Origin of the sequence: Pseudomonas arabinosi, from assembly GCF_047758675.1 — a bacterium.
Lineage (GTDB): Bacteria > Pseudomonadota > Gammaproteobacteria > Pseudomonadales > Pseudomonadaceae > Aquipseudomonas > Aquipseudomonas arabinosi.
Genome location: NZ_CP180480.1, coordinates 1,297,858 through 1,313,847 on the forward strand (window position 1 = coordinate 1,297,858; position 15,990 = coordinate 1,313,847).

The 15,990-nt window shown below is 59.1% G+C and carries 12 protein-coding genes; 2 read left to right on the forward strand and 10 right to left on the reverse strand.

Annotated features, from left to right (window positions below; genetic code table 11):
- Position 1: 1 nt before the first annotated feature.
- Together ACMXYJ_RS05970 and pilB are read right to left on the reverse strand one after the other, a co-directional pair.
- Positions 2-1,219 carry a type II secretion system F family protein gene (locus tag ACMXYJ_RS05970; protein WP_415759100.1) on the reverse strand — a complete coding sequence of 406 codons (1,218 nt, stop codon included), beginning with the start codon at positions 1,217-1,219 and terminating at the stop codon, positions 2-4.
- A 2-nt stretch (positions 1,220-1,221) separates the two neighbouring features.
- Positions 1,222-2,919: a type IV-A pilus assembly ATPase PilB gene (pilB, locus tag ACMXYJ_RS05975; protein ID WP_415759101.1), complete on the reverse strand. Its 1,698-nt coding sequence runs from the start codon at positions 2,917-2,919 to the stop codon at positions 1,222-1,224.
- Positions 2,920-3,145: 226 nt separating this feature from the next.
- Between pilB and ACMXYJ_RS05980 the strand changes: the two genes are divergently transcribed.
- A complete protein-coding gene (locus ACMXYJ_RS05980; protein ID WP_415759102.1) occupies positions 3,146-3,553 on the forward strand; it encodes a pilin in 408 nt (135 codons plus the stop codon).
- A 314-nt stretch (positions 3,554-3,867) separates the two neighbouring features.
- Complete coding sequence (locus ACMXYJ_RS05985) at positions 3,868-4,224, forward strand: BON domain-containing protein (protein WP_415759103.1); 357 nt, start codon at positions 3,868-3,870, stop codon at positions 4,222-4,224.
- 192 nt (positions 4,225-4,416) lie between these two features.
- Here ACMXYJ_RS05985 and ACMXYJ_RS05990 read toward each other — a convergent pair whose 3' ends face one another.
- The 8 genes from ACMXYJ_RS05990 to panB form a co-directional block, all read right to left on the reverse strand.
- On the reverse strand, positions 4,417-4,713 hold the full coding sequence (locus ACMXYJ_RS05990) for a DUF2845 domain-containing protein (protein WP_123367810.1): 297 nt from the start codon (positions 4,711-4,713) through the stop codon (positions 4,417-4,419).
- A complete protein-coding gene (locus tag ACMXYJ_RS05995; RefSeq protein ID WP_415759104.1) occupies positions 4,713-7,664 on the reverse strand; it encodes a DUF748 domain-containing protein in 2,952 nt (983 codons plus the stop codon). The genes ACMXYJ_RS05990 and ACMXYJ_RS05995 overlap by 1 nt, the downstream gene beginning before the upstream one ends.
- Before the next feature lie 93 nt (positions 7,665-7,757).
- Positions 7,758-8,774 (reverse strand): class I SAM-dependent rRNA methyltransferase, encoded by a 1,017-nt coding sequence (locus ACMXYJ_RS06000; protein WP_415759105.1) that lies wholly within the window; start codon positions 8,772-8,774, stop codon positions 7,758-7,760.
- A 187-nt stretch (positions 8,775-8,961) separates the two neighbouring features.
- Positions 8,962-9,834 carry an oxygenase MpaB family protein gene (locus ACMXYJ_RS06005; protein WP_415759106.1) on the reverse strand — a complete coding sequence of 291 codons (873 nt, stop codon included), beginning with the start codon at positions 9,832-9,834 and terminating at the stop codon, positions 8,962-8,964.
- Positions 9,835-9,899: 65 nt separating this feature from the next.
- Complete coding sequence (gene acs, locus ACMXYJ_RS06010; RefSeq protein ID WP_415759107.1) at positions 9,900-11,837, reverse strand: acetate--CoA ligase; 1,938 nt, start codon at positions 11,835-11,837, stop codon at positions 9,900-9,902.
- Positions 11,838-12,067: 230 nt separating this feature from the next.
- Positions 12,068-13,732, reverse strand: a complete 1,665-nt coding sequence (gene pgi, locus ACMXYJ_RS06015; protein ID WP_140681103.1) for a glucose-6-phosphate isomerase — start codon at positions 13,730-13,732, stop codon at positions 12,068-12,070.
- A 433-nt stretch (positions 13,733-14,165) separates the two neighbouring features.
- Positions 14,166-15,026 (reverse strand): pantoate--beta-alanine ligase, encoded by an 861-nt coding sequence (gene panC / locus ACMXYJ_RS06020; RefSeq protein ID WP_415759108.1) that lies wholly within the window; start codon positions 15,024-15,026, stop codon positions 14,166-14,168.
- Entirely contained in the window at positions 15,023-15,823 is an 801-nt protein-coding gene (gene panB / locus ACMXYJ_RS06025; protein WP_415759109.1) for a 3-methyl-2-oxobutanoate hydroxymethyltransferase, read from the reverse strand. The genes panC and panB overlap by 4 nt, the downstream gene beginning before the upstream one ends.
- Positions 15,824-15,990 lie beyond the last annotated feature (167 nt).

The following is a 15,990-nucleotide window of genomic DNA, read 5'->3' on the forward strand; positions in this document are numbered from 1 at the left end:
GTCAGATCGCTGTGCCGAGTTGGAAGATGGGCAGGTACATCGCAACCACCAGGCCTCCGACGATAACACCCAGCACCACCATGATGAACGGCTCCATCAGACTGGTGAGGTTATCGACCATGTTGTCCACTTCGTCCTCATAGAAGCTCGCGACCTTGTCGAGCATATCGTCCAGCGCGCCGGACTCTTCGCCAATCGCGGTCATCTGGATCGCCATGTTCGGAAAGATACCGGAGGCGCGCATGGAAAAATTCAGCTGCATACCGGTCGATACGTCCTGCTTGATGCGCAGCACCGCGCGCTTGAACACGATGTTGCCGGTAGCGCCGGCCACCGAATCCAGGGCTTCCACCAGCGGCACTCCTGCCGCAAAGGTCGTCGACAGCGTGCGGGCGTAACGGGCCACGGCCGACTTGTACATCAGCGTGCCAATCAGCGGCAGTTTCAGCAGCCAGGTGTCCATTCGGTCCCGAAAGGCTTGCGACGTTTTAAACGCGTGGCGCACACCGAAGATGGCCGCGATCAGCACGCCGAGCATCGCCCACCACCAGTCCTGCATGAACTCCGAGAGGCCGATGACCATCACCGTGAAGGCTGGCAATTCGGCGCCAAACCCTTTGAATACCGATTCGAACTGCGGCACCACTTTGACCAGCAGAATCCCGGTCACAATGATCGCGACGAACACCACTGCCAGTGGGTAGGTCATGGCTTTCTTGATCTTGGCCTTGAGGCTTTCGCTCTTTTCCTTATAGGTCGCCACTCTCTCCAGCAGGGTATCGAGGGCACCAGCCTGCTCACCGGCATCGACCAGGTTGCAGTAGAGCTCATCGAAGTATTTAGGCTTTTTGCGCAACGACGCGGCGAAACTGTTACCCGCCGCGACTTCCTGCTTCACCTCGTCGACCAGTGTGCGCATGGCCGGGTTATCGAAGCCCTCACCGATGATGTCGAAGGACTGCAACAGCGGCACACCGGCTTTCATCATGGTCGCCATTTGCCGGGTGAACAGGGCAATGTCCTGGGCCTTGATGCGCTTGCCCAGGTTGAAAATCGAGGTGGACTTCTTGCGTACCTTGCCGGGGGTGATGCCCTGCTTGCGCAATTGGGCCTTGATCAACGCCGGGTTCTGACCGCTCAATTCGCCCGTCATTCTGGTGCCTTTGCGGTCTGTGCCTTCCCAGGCATAGACGCTGATTTTTGCTGCTTTGACCGCCATATTCAGTCCTTGGTGACCCGGTTGATTTCTTCAAGGCTGGTGATGCCTTGCATGGCCTTGAGCAGGCCTGACGTGCGCAGGTCGTTGAAGCCGTCTTTACGCATCTGACTGTCGATTTCCAGTGAATTGCCTTCGGCCATGATCAGCCGTTGCAGGTCCTGTGTGTTCTTCACCACTTCATAAATCCCGACTCGCCCTTTGTAACCGCCGTTGCAGTAATCGCAACCGACCGGTTCAAAGATCGTGAACGAGCCGATGCGTTCCTCGGGGAAGCCTTCCTTGAGCAGCGCTTCCCGGGGGATCTCGATGGGTTTCTTGCAATGGCTGCACAGCTTGCGTGCCAGGCGCTGGGCAATGATCAGGCTGATCGAAGTGGCAATGTTGAAACCCGGAATGCCCATGTTATGCAGGCGAGTCAGGGTTTCGGCGGCGCTGTTGGTGTGCAGGGTCGACAGCACCAGGTGTCCGGTCTGGGCGGCTTTGATGGCGATTTCGGCGGTTTCGAGGTCGCGGATCTCGCCGACCATGATCACGTCCGGGTCTTGACGCAGAAACGAGCGCAGCGCCTGGGCGAAGTCCATTCCCTGTTTGGGATTGACGTTGACCTGGTTGATGCCTTCCATGTTGATCTCTACCGGGTCTTCGGCGGTGGAGATGTTGATGTCCACGGTGTTGAGAATGTTCAGCCCGGTGTAGAGCGATACGGTCTTGCCCGAGCCGGTGGGCCCGGTCACCAGAATCATCCCCTGTGGCTGCTTGAGGGCGGCCATGTACAGGTCTTTCTGGTCGGGCTCATAGCCGAGGGCGTCGATGCCCATTTGAGCGCTGGACGGGTCGAGGATCCGGATCACCACTTTCTCGCCCCACAGGGTCGGCAGGGTATTGACCCGAAAGTCGATGGATTTGCTCTTGGACAGGCGCATTTTGATCCGCCCGTCCTGGGGGCGGCGCCGTTCGGAGATGTCGAGACTGGCCATGACTTTCAGTCGCGCGGCAATGCGATTGGCCAGGTGAATCGGTGGCTTGGCGACTTCACGCAAAATACCGTCGGTGCGCATCCGCACTCGGTAGGTCTTTTCGTAGGGCTCGAAATGCAGGTCGGAAGAGCCGCTTTTGATCGCGTCCAGCAACATCTTGTGAACGAAGCGCACCACGGGCGCGTCCTCGGCATCCTGGCCGGCGATGGCGTCTTGCTTGTCATCGATCGACTCGATGTCCACGCCATCGAGGTCGACGTCGGCCATGTCTTCGAGGCCAGTGCCTTGGGTATCGAAAAATTTTTCGATGGCGTCGCTGAGCTTGTCGTCCTCCACCAGGATGGCTTCGGTAGTCAGCCCGGTACTGAACTGGATGTCATTGATGGCCTGATGATTGGTCGGGTCGGAAACGCCCACGAACAACTTGTTGCCGCGCCGCCAGAGGGGCAGGGCGTGGTGCTGGCGAATCAACTTCTCGCTGACCAGACCCTTGGGTTGGGTTTCCTTGTCCAGACAGTTGAGGTCGAGCAAGGCCATGCCGAAGTGTTCCGAAGCGATCTCGGCGACCTGGCGACTCTTCACCAGTTTGTTCTGCACCAGATAACTGACCAGGGAGATTTTGTTGCGTTGGGCTTGCTGAAACGCCTGTTGCGCGCTTTTGTCAGTGAGCAGCTCGGCCAGGACCAATTGCTTGGCCAGACCGCTAAGGGCGATGTCATTCATTGGGATACCGGACGCAGACAGTTCATGACTTATAGCCTAGTCAAGCGGTGGAACCAAACCAGCGGCGTTCAGGTGACAAAAAGTGTCAGATAGTGCGGATTCTGGGGGTAGGAAAGGGCGATGCACTCGCCTCAGGTCCCCGCCAACAGGGAGCGCGGCGCTTGGCATGGGCTGTGCTGCGCCTAGCTCAGATCATGAGATTTCGACTCATGCATGGAGCTTGTCTATGAAGACTCAAAAAGGTTTTACCCTGATCGAGCTGCTGATCGTGGTGGCGATCATCGGGATTCTGGCGACGTTTGCGTTGCCGCAGTACTCCAAGTATCAGGCCCGGGCCAAGGTAACTGCCGGGCTTGCAGAGATTACGGCGTTGAAGGTTCCGTTTGAGGACCTTATGAATCAAGGGACCAATCCGGATCTGGCAACCGTCGGCGGAACCCTCACGACCTCCAACTGCACAACCACAGTCGCTGGGGTCGCGACTGATGGTACCGGTACGATCGGATGCACGATTCTCAACGCGCCGGGACCGGTTCTGAGTAAAACAATCACGCTGACGCGTGCGCTGACTGGCTGGACGTGTGCCACCACCGTTGCTCAGGAATACTCGCCTAAAGGCTGCACAGGCGTCTGATCCTTACGCGCTGATGAATACCCCGCCTCTTCCGATGCGGGGTATTTTTTTGTTCGCCGTTCGGGGCAAATTGAAGTAATTGAGAAAACTTCCAACAATTCATGGCCTTAGGCCTGCGGCAAAACCCGCAACTTGCATGTCGATAATTTCCAAGTCATGCAATTTGCATGATTCCGAAAATCAGGTGTTTTTGTAAGTTGTTGATTTATATGTATTTGTTGACTGTTTCAAAGTTGGCACAGCGTTCGCACTATCTCCAGTAACCCTGCTGACAAGACACGCAGCAGACTTTATGAAAAACAGGAGTTACTCGTATGAAGAAGTTCGCTATCGCTGCCGCTACTGCTACCGCGCTGACCCTGACCATGGCCAACGCTGCATTTGCACAGACCACTCAAACCACCCAGGCTCCGATGACTCTGGCGGCGGGTGAAGTGACCAAGGCCAAGGAAGCTACTTCCGACACCTGGATCACCACCAAAGTCAAAAGTGACCTGGTGACTGAAAAAGGCATTCCTGGTACCGATATCAAAGTTGAAACCAACAAAGGCGTCGTGTCCCTGTCGTCCACCGTTGCGGTGACTGAAGCTCAGAAAGCCACCGCCGTGGCGATCACCAAGAAAATCAAAGGCGTCCAGGCGGTCTCCGCTGACGGCCTGAAAGCCGAGTAAGACAAGACTTCTCGCCTGGACTGGGAGAAGGCGCGACAGGCGGGCCGAGCAATACGTCTGCCGCCTCAGGAGAGTTCATGCGAAAGGCCATAAGGATGTGGCCATTACAGGCCCCGGCATTCGTGTCAGGGCCTGTTCTATTTGTGAGCGACGCAAAACCAAATGTGGGGTCTACGTAAGATTGTGGTGGACTCAGTTACCGCGCTTGCTGGTGATCTGCTTCAAACGATTACCTTCAAAACGCAGGTACTGATACATCCCGCCGTTGGGTCCGTAGGTCCATTCCTCGACTTGAAACTCTTCCCGTCGGTTAGCGCTGCGCTTGTAGCCCAACAGATCACGGCTGACCGGTTCACCGCATTTCTGCAGCACTTCGCTGGACCTGTCCCCGACACTGACCAATTGACTGCCACAGCGCAGGGTGTCGGCTGCCGAGGCCTGACTGGCGGCCATCGCCAGAGCCAGGCTCATCAGCCATTTCGCGCCCATCACTCGGCGTCCAGGTGCAGCGGCGTAACCACCCGACCGTCACTTTCCGCTTCACCGAGGCTAGCGTCGATGAAGTACACGCGGTCATCGGCCAACTGACCCTTGTCGACCAGATAGTCCTTGATGCTGCTGGCGCGTTCCTGACCCAACTCACGCAACAGCACGTCGCTGGAACTCCAGAACTTGATCACGCCTTCGCGCATTTTTACCGTGCGTTCTTCCTTGCCCAGGTCCTTCCATTCGGCGGGCGGCTGGGTTTTCAGGCGCGTGCGGTAGATCCCTTCCAGCAGTGGACCTTTTTCGTTATCAGGTACTTCCAGCAATGAAGCCTTGGCCGGCACCTTGTCACCGCGACGCTGGAGCATTTTGTAGTAGTTGTACTGATACTCCCGTTCCAGACGTTGTTCGGCGATCAGCGGGCCATCGCTGCTTGCAGCTGCCGTGCCTTCGATTTCCAGGCGCAGGGCCGGACGTTCCTTGAGGGCCTGGGACAGTTTGACCAGCGAGCCCTCGGCCTCCTTGCTCAGGTCGCTTGAACCCGGGGCAAACGACACGGTGCCCAAATCTTCCGAACCACCACCACTGACCAGTCCGCCAATCATTTTGAATGGCGCTGCGGCGGCTTTGACGATCAGGTTGCGCAAGGTCTGCCAGACAATCGGCATGATGCTGAACTGCGGGTTGTTCAGGTCGCCAGTCACCGGCAGTTCAATGGAAATCTTGCCATCGACGTCCTTGAGCAACGCGATCGCCAGTTTCAGCGGCAGGCTCACGGCGTCTGGGCTGTCGACTTTCTCACCCAGTTGCAGTTGCTCGACCACCACTTTGTTTTCGGCCTTGAGCTGGCCCTTGGTGATCATGTAATGCAGGTCGAGATTGAGGCGGCCCTTGCGGATGCGGTAACCGGCGAACTTGCCGGAGTAGGGCGTGAGCGTGGTCAGTTCAACACGTTTGAAACTGGTGGCGATGTCGAGGCTGGCCATTGGGTCGAACGGGTTGACCGAGCCCTTGATGGTGACCGGTGCATAGCGGTCGACCTTGCCTTTGATATCCACGCTGGCCGGTTTCGCCTGACGGCTGTCGATGGTTCCAATTTGCCCATTGAGCTGTTGAACGGCCGTGGCGAAATTCGGGGTCAGGCTGAAGTCGGCGAAGTTGGCCGAGCCGTCATTGATGGCAATGCCACCCACGTGGATGCCCAGCGGTTTTTCCTTGCTGGCAGGTTTAGCCGCCGCGGTTTTGGCACCGGAGTCGGCCGGTTGCGGGATCAGCAAGTCGTCGACGTTAGTGGTGCGGTCATCGTTGATCATGAAGCGCACATAGGGCTGGAACAGGTTGACCTTGTCGATCGACAGGCTGTCGCCGTGCTGATAGTTCAGGCCTTCGAGCACCAACTGCTGCCACTTGAGGAAGTCGCGGGTTTTAAGGGTGTCGAGGGTATGCAGTTGATCGACCTGAGCACGGCCGGTGACGCTGAATGCCAGCGGCTCGGTGCTTTTCAGATCGACCGCCAGATCACTGCCGAGCATGCCGCTGCGCAGTTCCAGGCGAATGAACGGGTTGATATAGGACTGGGCGACGCGCAGGTCGATGTCCCTGGTTTGTACTTTTAACCTGGCGCTGACCGGGGCGAGATTGACGACGCCGTCTGCGGTGATCTTGCCTTGTTTGCCCACGCCCGTATCGAGCTTGAGGTTAAAAGGCGAGCCATTGAGGCTGTCGAAATTCTGCAGGTCCAGGTTCAGCGGGCCGACATCCAACGCGACGGCAGGTTGCGCCTTGCGGTCAGCCAGATGCACCTGGTAATTGCGCAGTTGCACGTCTTTGAGCAGCACCTGCCATGGTTTGCTCGGTGGCGCCGGGTCGGGTTTCGGTGAATCGGCGGCTGCCGGGGTGCTGGCCGGTTCGGCGTTGGCTTTGGCGGCCGGTTTGGACGGTTGGCTGGCGAACAGTTTTTGCCAATCGAGTTGCCCGTCGGCTTCGAGGGCGGCCCAGGTTTCCAGTTTCTGGCTGCGGATCTTGCCGACGACCACTTGCTGCTTGGCCAGGTCGACGGTGGTTTCGCTGATGTCCAGACGCTCGAGTTTCGCCAGCGGTCGACCGTCTGGTGCCTTGATCGCGAACGGCGCGATGCTGACGGCGACGTTGCTCAACAGCAGTTCGGTCTCTTTGGATAGGTTCAGTTTGTAGTCGGTGCTGAGGTTCATGATGCCGTCTTCGAGTACCAGTGGCACCGAGTCACGCACGTAGGGCCAAAAGGATTTCATCTTGCCGTCGGTGATTTTCAGCTTACCTTCGGAGGCGAGCGGGATCAGGCTGAAATTTCCGGTCCAGTCAAGCTTCCCACCTCCCGGGCCAACGGCCATCAAGGTCATATCGGCACTGTCTTCTGGCAGGGTGCTGAGGTTCTTCAACTCGAAATCGAGTTGGTCGTAGAGGAATTCAATGGGCTCGCTGGGCCGCGCATCCTGGAAGTGCACATAACCACTGGCGAGTTTGATCCGCTCAATGCGCAACGGGAACGGTTTGGCGTCCGGGTCGGCCGGGGTCGGTTCACTGGCGGGGATTTTGAACAGGCCAAGCAGATTGAGCTTGCCGTCCTTGCCGAAGAGGATTTCGGTCTTGGGTTTGTCTATTTCGATATCGGACAGGTGCAGCGCCTTGGTCCAGAGGCTGTCGATCTGCAAGTTTGCATACAGCCGCTCGAAGCCGACCTGCTCCTTGCCCGGCTCGCCGATGATCAGGCCCCACAGGGTCACTTCAAGGCTGAAGGGGTTGAGTTCGATACGCTGGATCGTCGCGGGCGTCGTCGCGTAGTTGGCCAATTGTTGATTGGCCACCCGCAACGCGATGCCCGGCAAAATCAGAAACCCCAGCAGGCTGTAGAGGGCTAGAGCGGTCAACAGAGCGCCAATAGCGCGAATCAATCCTTTGGGCATGTGCGGCTTCATCTGTCTGAATCGGAGTGCGTTGGAGTATGGCACGCGATTCCGGTTCCGAAGTGATCATGCTTTATAGGATTTATCTGATTTTCCGGACGAATCTCAGAGCTGCAGAATCAGGGTTTTCAGTGGCGGCTGCTCATCCATTGACGGAAAATCGCCGCCCGGCTTCATCACGGTCCACTCGCGCACCGGCCGGCCGGCTTTCTCTGCACAACGCAAAACCTGCTCGCGCCAGTCGTCCATGCTGACTTTTGCCAGGTTGTTGCAGCAGATCAACACGCCATTGTCGGCGGTGGTCAGCAGTGCCGGCTTCAGCAGGCTCTGATAGTCGCGCAGCAGGTCGACGGTGCCAAAAGCGCTCTTGGCCCAGGCCGGCGGATCCAGCAGCACCAGGTCGTACTGACGCTGTTCCAGACGCTGATAGCTCGGCAGTTTCTGCCCGCGACGCTGGCTGATCGGCAGGCCGGCCAACTGGCGGATGGCTGGGAAGTAGTCGGACTGGACGAAGTCCATGGTCGGCAACTGCGGATTGAGCAGGCCGTTCTCACGGCCGACGGCCAGGTTGCCCTCAGCGAAATCGAGGTTGCAGACTTCGCTCGCGCCACCGGCCGCCGCACTCAGGCCAACGCCACAGGTGTAGGCGAACAGGTTCAGTACGCTTTTGTTTTTGCTGTGCTGCTTGACCCAGCCGCGCGTGTTGCGCAGGTCGAGGAACAGCAGCGGATCCTGGCCGGCGTGGCGGCCGCGAACCCGGTAATTCAAGCCCCATTCGTGACCGATCAAGTCTTGCAGGGCGGCCTCGTCGGCGCGGTAGACGGTGTCTTCACGGTCGATACGCGAGTTGCCACGGGAGCGATCGTTGTAGACCAGCAGCGTTTCGAGACCCAGGTGCTGATTGATGGTGTCATGCAGTTGCAGCAGCGCATCTCGTTCCAGCGACTGGTGAAAGCTTTGCACCAGCAATTGTGGGCCGTAGCGGTCGATCGTCAGGCCGCCGGCGCCTTCCTGGCTGCCGTGGAACAGACGATAGCAATCGGTGCCTTGCTGATGCAGTTCGGCCAGCAAGTCCTGACGACGATCGAGGGCGGCGCGCAGCGCCTGATTCAAGGAAGACATGCCGGGCGCCTTGCAGGAGGGAATTTGGCGCGGGAGTTTAACAGCATTGCACCTGATCCCGAGTCACTGATCGTTCCCTCACTCTGCGTGGGAATGCCTCTATGGACGCTCTGCGTCCGCTTCTGGGACGCGGAGCGTCCCGGGCTGCATTCCCACGCGGAGCGTGGGAACGATCATGCAGGCAGGATCAGGTCAGCAAACCCATCCGTCGTTTGGCGCGGTGCACCGAGCCGTTACGCACCGCCCAGCGCAGCATCGGCACGCTGCGATTGACGCTGGCGCGGATCAGCTTGCGTTGCAGCGGGCTCTGGCTGACGCCAAGCATGTCACTGGCCCAGTCCGGCAGCAGGTCGATCCCGGCCTTCATCATCAACCCGCCGAAAGGTCTGGCCAAACGGCTGGGGGATGGGGCGTTCAACAACAGCCGTAACACCTCTCGACTGCGCTCATCGCACAGCAGTTGTGGGCGAATGCGTTCAAGGTAATCGGCAATTTCCACCCGCGAACGCGGTACGTCACGGGCGCCGAGCCGTTCGGCGACCAGCGCGATTTCCGCGTAGTAACGGTTCTGATCAGCAAGGGAAAGGTTGGGATTGCGGTAACGCAAATGGGCGGCGAGGAAGTTGCTGACTTCGGCCACGTGCACCCAGGTCAACAGATCGGGATCGCTGGCGGCGTAGGGCCGGCCATCCGGTGCCGTGCCGGTCACTTGCAGGTGGATGGTGCGGACTTTCTCGATCAACCAGTCGGCGTCCTTTCGCGAACCGAAAGTGGTGCCGGAAATGAACTGCCCGGTGCGGCGCAGTCGGCCGATCATGTCCTCGCGAAAATTCGAATGGTCCCAGACACCGGCCAGGGCCAGTGGATGCAGTGCTTGCAGCATCAGGGCGCTGATGCCGCCGATCAGCATGCTGCTGAAGTCGCCATGCACTTGCCAGCTCACCGAGTCGGGGCCGAACAGGCCGGGATCACCCTTGGGGTTTTCCAGGTCGAGCTTGCCCAGGGACAGACCGGTCAGGCTCATGATCTGGGTTTCGATGCGGGTTCGAATGAATTCCATGGCGACTCAGTGGCGGAAAAGGAGGCGCGGCCATTAACGGCCGCGCAGGCTTTTGACACAAGCGATTACTGGTTCAGGCGTTTATCGACCAACTCCTGAACCACGCTCGGGTCAGCCAGGGTCGAGGTGTCGCCCAGGCTATCCAGTTCGTTGCAGGCGATCTTGCGCAGAATGCGCCGCATGATCTTGCCCGAACGGGTTTTCGGCAAGGCCGGCGCCCACTGGATCAGGTCCGGTTTGGCGAAGCTGCCGATTTCCTCGCTGACGTGAGCCAGCAGTGCTTTCTTCAGTTCGTCACTGGGCTCGGTGCCGTTCATGGGGGTGACGAAAGCGTAGATGCCCTGACCCTTGACGTCGTGCGGGTAACCGACCACCGCCGCTTCGGCGATGCTGTCGTGCAGCACCAATGCGCTTTCCACTTCCGCGGTGCCGATGCGGTGTCCGGAAACGTTGATCACGTCGTCGATGCGCCCGGTGATCCAGTAGTCACCATCCTCATCGCGCCGTGCGCCGTCGCCGGTGAAGTAGTAACCGGGGTAGGGCTTGAAGTAGGTGTCGACCATTCGTTGCGGGTCGCCGTAGACGCTGCGGATCTGCGCCGGCCAGCTGGATTTGATCGCCAGCACGCCGCTGCCGGCGCCTTTGATTTCCTTGCCCACTTCATCAAGCAGCACCGGTTGCACACCGAACATCGGTTGTGTGGCGCAGCCGGGTTTGATCCGTTGAGCGCTGACCAATGGGCTGAGCATGATGCCGCCGGTTTCGGTCTGCCACCAGGTATCGACGATCGGACAGCGCTGTTCGCCGACGGCATTGAAGTACCATTCCCACGCTTCCGGGTTGATGGGCTCACCGACACTGCCGAGTAATCTGAGGCTCGCGCGGGAAGTTTCCTTCAACGGTTCGGGGCCTTCACGCATCAGGGAACGCAGGGCGGTCGGGGCGGTATAGAAAATGTTCACATGGTGCTTGTCGATCACCTGCCAGAAGCGCGAGCTGCTCGGATAGCTCGGCACGCCTTCGAAGATCAGCGTGGTCGCGCCGTTGGCTAGAGGACCGTAGACGATGTAGCTGTGGCCGGTGACCCAGCCGACATCGGCGGTGCACCAGAAGACTTCGTCGTCGCGGTAGTCGAGTACGTACTTGAAGGTCATCGCCGCTTGCAGCAGGTAGCCGCCGGTGGTGTGCAGCACGCCTTTGGGTTTGCCGGTGCTGCCAGAGGTGTAGAGGATAAACAGCGGGTCTTCGGCGTCCATCGGCTCAGGCGGACAATCGTCGCTGACGTCGCGCAGCGCCTGGTGATACCAGATGTCCCGGCCCTCGACCCAGTCCACTTCGCCCTGAGTGCGCTCGACCACGATGACGGTGCTGACGTTCGGGCAACTGAGCAGCGCCTTGTCGACCTTCTGCTTGAGCGGCACGACTTTACCGCCGCGCACGCCTTCATCGGCGGTGATCACGGTGCGGCAGTCGGCATCGAGAATCCGGTCACGCACAGAGTCCGGAGAGAAACCACCGAACACCACCGAATGCACCGCACCAATGCGCGTGCAGGCGAGCATGGCGTAGGCCGCTTCGGGGATCATCGGCATGTAGATGCACACGCGGTCGCCTTTTTTCACGCCACGGCTTTTGAGCACGTTGGCCAGGCGACAGACGTTGTGATGAAGTTTTTTGTAGGTGATCTGAGTGGATTCGGCAGGGTCGTCGCCTTCCCAGATGATCGCGATTTGATCGCCGCGCTTTTCCAGGTGACGGTCGATGCAGTTGTAACTGACATTCAACTTTGCGCCGGCGAACCAGCTGGCCTCACCGGTTTTCAGGTTATAGCGCTGGACGGTATCCCACGGCTTACTCCAGTCGAGAAAGCGTGTGGCCTGTTCGGCCCAGAAGGTGCTGGGGTGTTCGATGGATTGGCGGTACAGGCGCTTGTAGTCGTCTTGACTTAATTGTGCAGCCCGGCGGACGGCATCGGCTTGGGGGAACGTGCTGATATCGAACATGACGGTTCCTTATTCTTGTTTTGCGACAAGAGGGGAGCTGCGCGACCCTCGTAGGAGCTGCCGAAGGCTGCGATCTTTTGATCTTGTTTTTAACAATCAAAATCAAAAGATCGCAGCCTTCGGCAGCTCCTACAGTGATAGCGCACGCCACCGATTTTGCGGTAAACCCGGTGCCGTGGAATTGTCGATGTTGTAAGTAGAAGGGGCGGGTAAGCCGCCCCTTCAGCCTATCACCCGCGGTGACGACCGCGGAAGTAGTTGATCAGGCCTTGGGTCGAAGCATCGTCAGCCGGGGTTTCTTCGCTGCCGACCAGGCGGTTGTAGACGCCTTTGCCCAGCTCTTTACCCAGCTCCACGCCCCACTGGTCGAAGGCGTTGATGCCCCAGATCACGCTTTGTACGAAGACTTTGTGTTCGTACATCGCCACCAGTGCGCCGAGACGACGCGGGCTGATGCGCTCAACCACCAAAGTGTTGCTCGGACGGTTGCCCGGGATCACCTTGTGCGGTGCGATTTTGTGCACCTCTTCTTCGCTCATGCCTTTGTCGCGCAACTCGGCTTCGGCCTCGGCAAGGGTTTTGCCCAGCATCAGCGCCTGGCTTTGCGACAGGCAGTTGGCGTACAGCCACTGGTGGTGGTCGGACACCGGGTTGAAGCTGACGATCGGCACGATGAAGTCGGCCGGGATCAGTTGGGTGCCCTGGTGCAGCAACTGGTGATACGCATGCTGACCGTTGCAGCCCACGCCACCCCAGATCACCGGGCCGGTGTCGGTGGAAACCGGGGTGCCGTCCTGACGCACGCTCTTGCCGTTGGATTCCATGTCCAGCTGTTGCAAGTGCTTGGTGATGTTACGCAGGTAGTGGTCGTACGGCAGGATCGCGTGGCTCTGTGCGCCCCAGAAATTTCCGTACCACACACCGAGCAGGGCCAGCAGCACCGGCATGTTCTGCTCGAACGGCGCGCTCTGGAAATGCTGGTCCATGGTGTAGGCACCGGACAGCAGTTCCTTGAAGTTCGACATGCCGATGGCCAGGGCAATCGGCAAACCGATGGCCGACCACAGCGAGTAACGGCCGCCAACCCAGTCCCACATCGGGAAGATGTTTTCTTCGCGGATCCCGAATGCCACCGCCGCTGCATTGTTGCTGGAGACAGCGATGAAGTGACGATACAGCTCGGCTTCCGAGCCACCCTGAGCCAGGTACCAGGCGCGTGCGGCCTGGGCATTCTTCAGGGTTTCGAGGGTGTTGAAGGATTTCGACGAAACGATGAACAGCGTGGTCTCGGCGCGCAGTTTCATGGTCAGTTCGTGAAACTCACTGCCGTCGATGTTCGCCAGGTAGTGGCAGCGCACGCCCTTCTGGGCGTAAGACAGCAGCGCTTCGGAGACCAGCTCCGGGCCGAGGAACGAGCCACCGATGCCGATGTTCACCACGTCAGTGATCGGCTTCTCGGAGTAACCGCGCCACAAACCGTCGTGGATACGGCCCACGAGGTCGGTGATCTGGTTCAGGACCTTGTGCACTTCCGGCATCACGTTGACGCCGTTGACCTTCAGCTTGTCGCCGACCGGACGACGCAGGGCGGTGTGCAAGGCCGGACGACCTTCGGAGGAGTTGACGATTTCGCCTTCGAACAGCGCTTTGATCGCGCCCTGGAGGTCGACTTCGTTGGCCAGGCCCACCAGCAGATCGCGGGTCTGAGCGTTGATCAGGTTCTTCGAGTAGTCGAGAAACAGGCCGCAGCTGCTGAGGGTGAATTGGGTAAAGCGCTGCGGATCGGCATTAAAGGCTTCGCGCATGCTGAAATCTTGCATGGCTTGGCGGTGGTCATTCAACGCTTGCCAGGCGGGCAGAGCGGTAACGTCTTGAGGGGTGCGGTAATACGCCATCGCTGCGGGTTTCCTTTTTACTTGAACGGCCTTTTGAACACTAAAAATACCGGAGCGCTGTGGGGTGGGCGTCCGGTCAACTGCGTCGACACGATTTCATGACACAGGGCGAATACAGTAAACCTCGCGCTGCGATCTGTCTTGACTTTGTCTGACCCGTTCCCGGTACTTTTTTATACATCAAGCAGGGAACGGTCCGACAAACGGAAGGGGGAGGGGCTAAGACGGGATCAGGCGACCTGAACCGGGGGGGCTTCGGCGCGATGCCGCTTGGCTTTGAGCATGATGGCGTGCATGAGTGTTTCCCCAGGTCGAAATCGAACGGCGGGCATTGTGCCCAAAGGCTTGAGGGCCAGCAATGGGGCGTGTGGAGTCACCGCCGAACCCCTGTGGGAGCGAGCAAGCTCGCTCCCACAGGGGCAATGGGGTGCTTTTAGGCAGTAGCGTCGAGGTTCAGATGCAGGTTATCGATCAACCGCGTAGTGCCCAGGAACGCTGCCACCAGAATCACCAGATCCCGATCTTCCGCCGTTGCCGGGCGCAAGGTCTGGGCATGACGAATTTCCAGATAGTCAGGACGCAAACCCGCCGCTTCAAGCTGCTTGATCTGCGCACCGATCAACGCTGGGAAATCCCGTTCGCCCTGTTTGATCGCGTCGGCAATCTGGCTCAAGCCGCGATACACAATCGGCGCAACGGCCCGCTGTTCTTCACTGAGGAAACCATTGCGCGACGACAGCGCCAAACCATCGGCCGCACGTACGGTCGGTTCGCCGATGATCTGGATCGGCATGTTCAGGTCATGCACCAGGGCGCGGATTACCGCCAGTTGCTGGAAGTCTTTCTGGCCGAAGATCGCCAGGTCTGGCTGGACCATGTTGAACAGCTTGGTGACTACCGTCGCCACACCTTCGAAATGCCCGGGACGGCTGGCGCCGCAGAGGCCTTCTGAGAGTTGCGGAACGCTGACGCGGGTCTGACCGGCCATGCCGTCGGGGTACATTTCTTCAACAGTTGGCGCGAACAGCAAGTGGCAACCGGCCTGGAGCAGTTTCTCCTGATCGGCTGCGAGGGTGCGCGGGTATTTGTCGAGGTCTTCGCCGGCGCCGAACTGCAACGGGTTGACGAAAATGCTCGCGACCACGAAATCCACCCGTTGGGAGGCTTTGGTCACCAGTGCCACATGACCGCTGTGCAGGTTGCCCATGGTCGGCACGAAGCCGATGCGCTTGCCTTCACTGCGGGCACGGGCCACGGCGGCCCGCAATTCGCGTACGGTTTTTACGGTGTTCATGCAGAGAATCCGTGTTCGATACCTGGGAAAGTCGCCGCTTTGACTTCAGTGACGTACGCACCGAGCGCTGCTTGAATGTTTTGTTGCCCGGCCATGAAGTTCTTCACGAACTTCGGTACACGGCCAGTGATCGACAGGCCGAGCATGTCGTGCAGAACCAGTACCTGGCCGTCGGTGCCACTGCCGGCGCCAATGCCGATCACCGGAATACCCACAGCCTGGGTGATTTCCTGGGCCAGTTCACTCGGTACGCACTCGAGCAACAGCATGGCTGCACCCGCCTGTTCCAGAGCGATGGCATCAGCGCGCATCTGGCGTGCCTGGTTCTCGCTACGGCCCTGGACTTTGTAACCGCCGAGGATATTCACCGATTGCGGTGTCAGCCCCATGTGCGCGCACACCGGGATACCGCGTTCGGCCAGCAGACGGATCGAGTCCGCCAGCCACAGCGCACCTTCAACCTTGACCATGTGCGCACCCGCCTGCATCAACAGGGCGCTGTTGGTCATGGCTTGTTCGGTGGTGGCGTAGGCCATGAAGGGCAGGTCGGCGAGGATCAACGCATCGGTGTTACCGCGTTTGACGCACGCTACGTGGTAAGCCATTTCAGCGGTGGTGACCGGTAGGGTGCTGTCGTGACCTTGCAAAACCATGCCAAGGGAGTCGCCCACCAGCAGCACTTCGACACCAGCCTCGTTGCAGGCGTGGGCGAAGGTCGCGTCATAGCAGGTCAGCATGGTGATTTTTTCACCTTTTTGCTTGAGACCTTGCAGAGTGGTCAGGGTGATGGCTGGCATGAAAAGTTCCTCATTCAGGCGCTATGAAAACTACTGCGAGTAACGCGCGTGATTCTTCGTTAAATACAGGCGCACGGTCTGTTGTCGTGCTTTTAAGGCCTGGATTGCGCCCTTCAACGCCGTGTTGGCGGCAGCGGGACGCCTATAGTCGTGAGGAGAACTCGGGA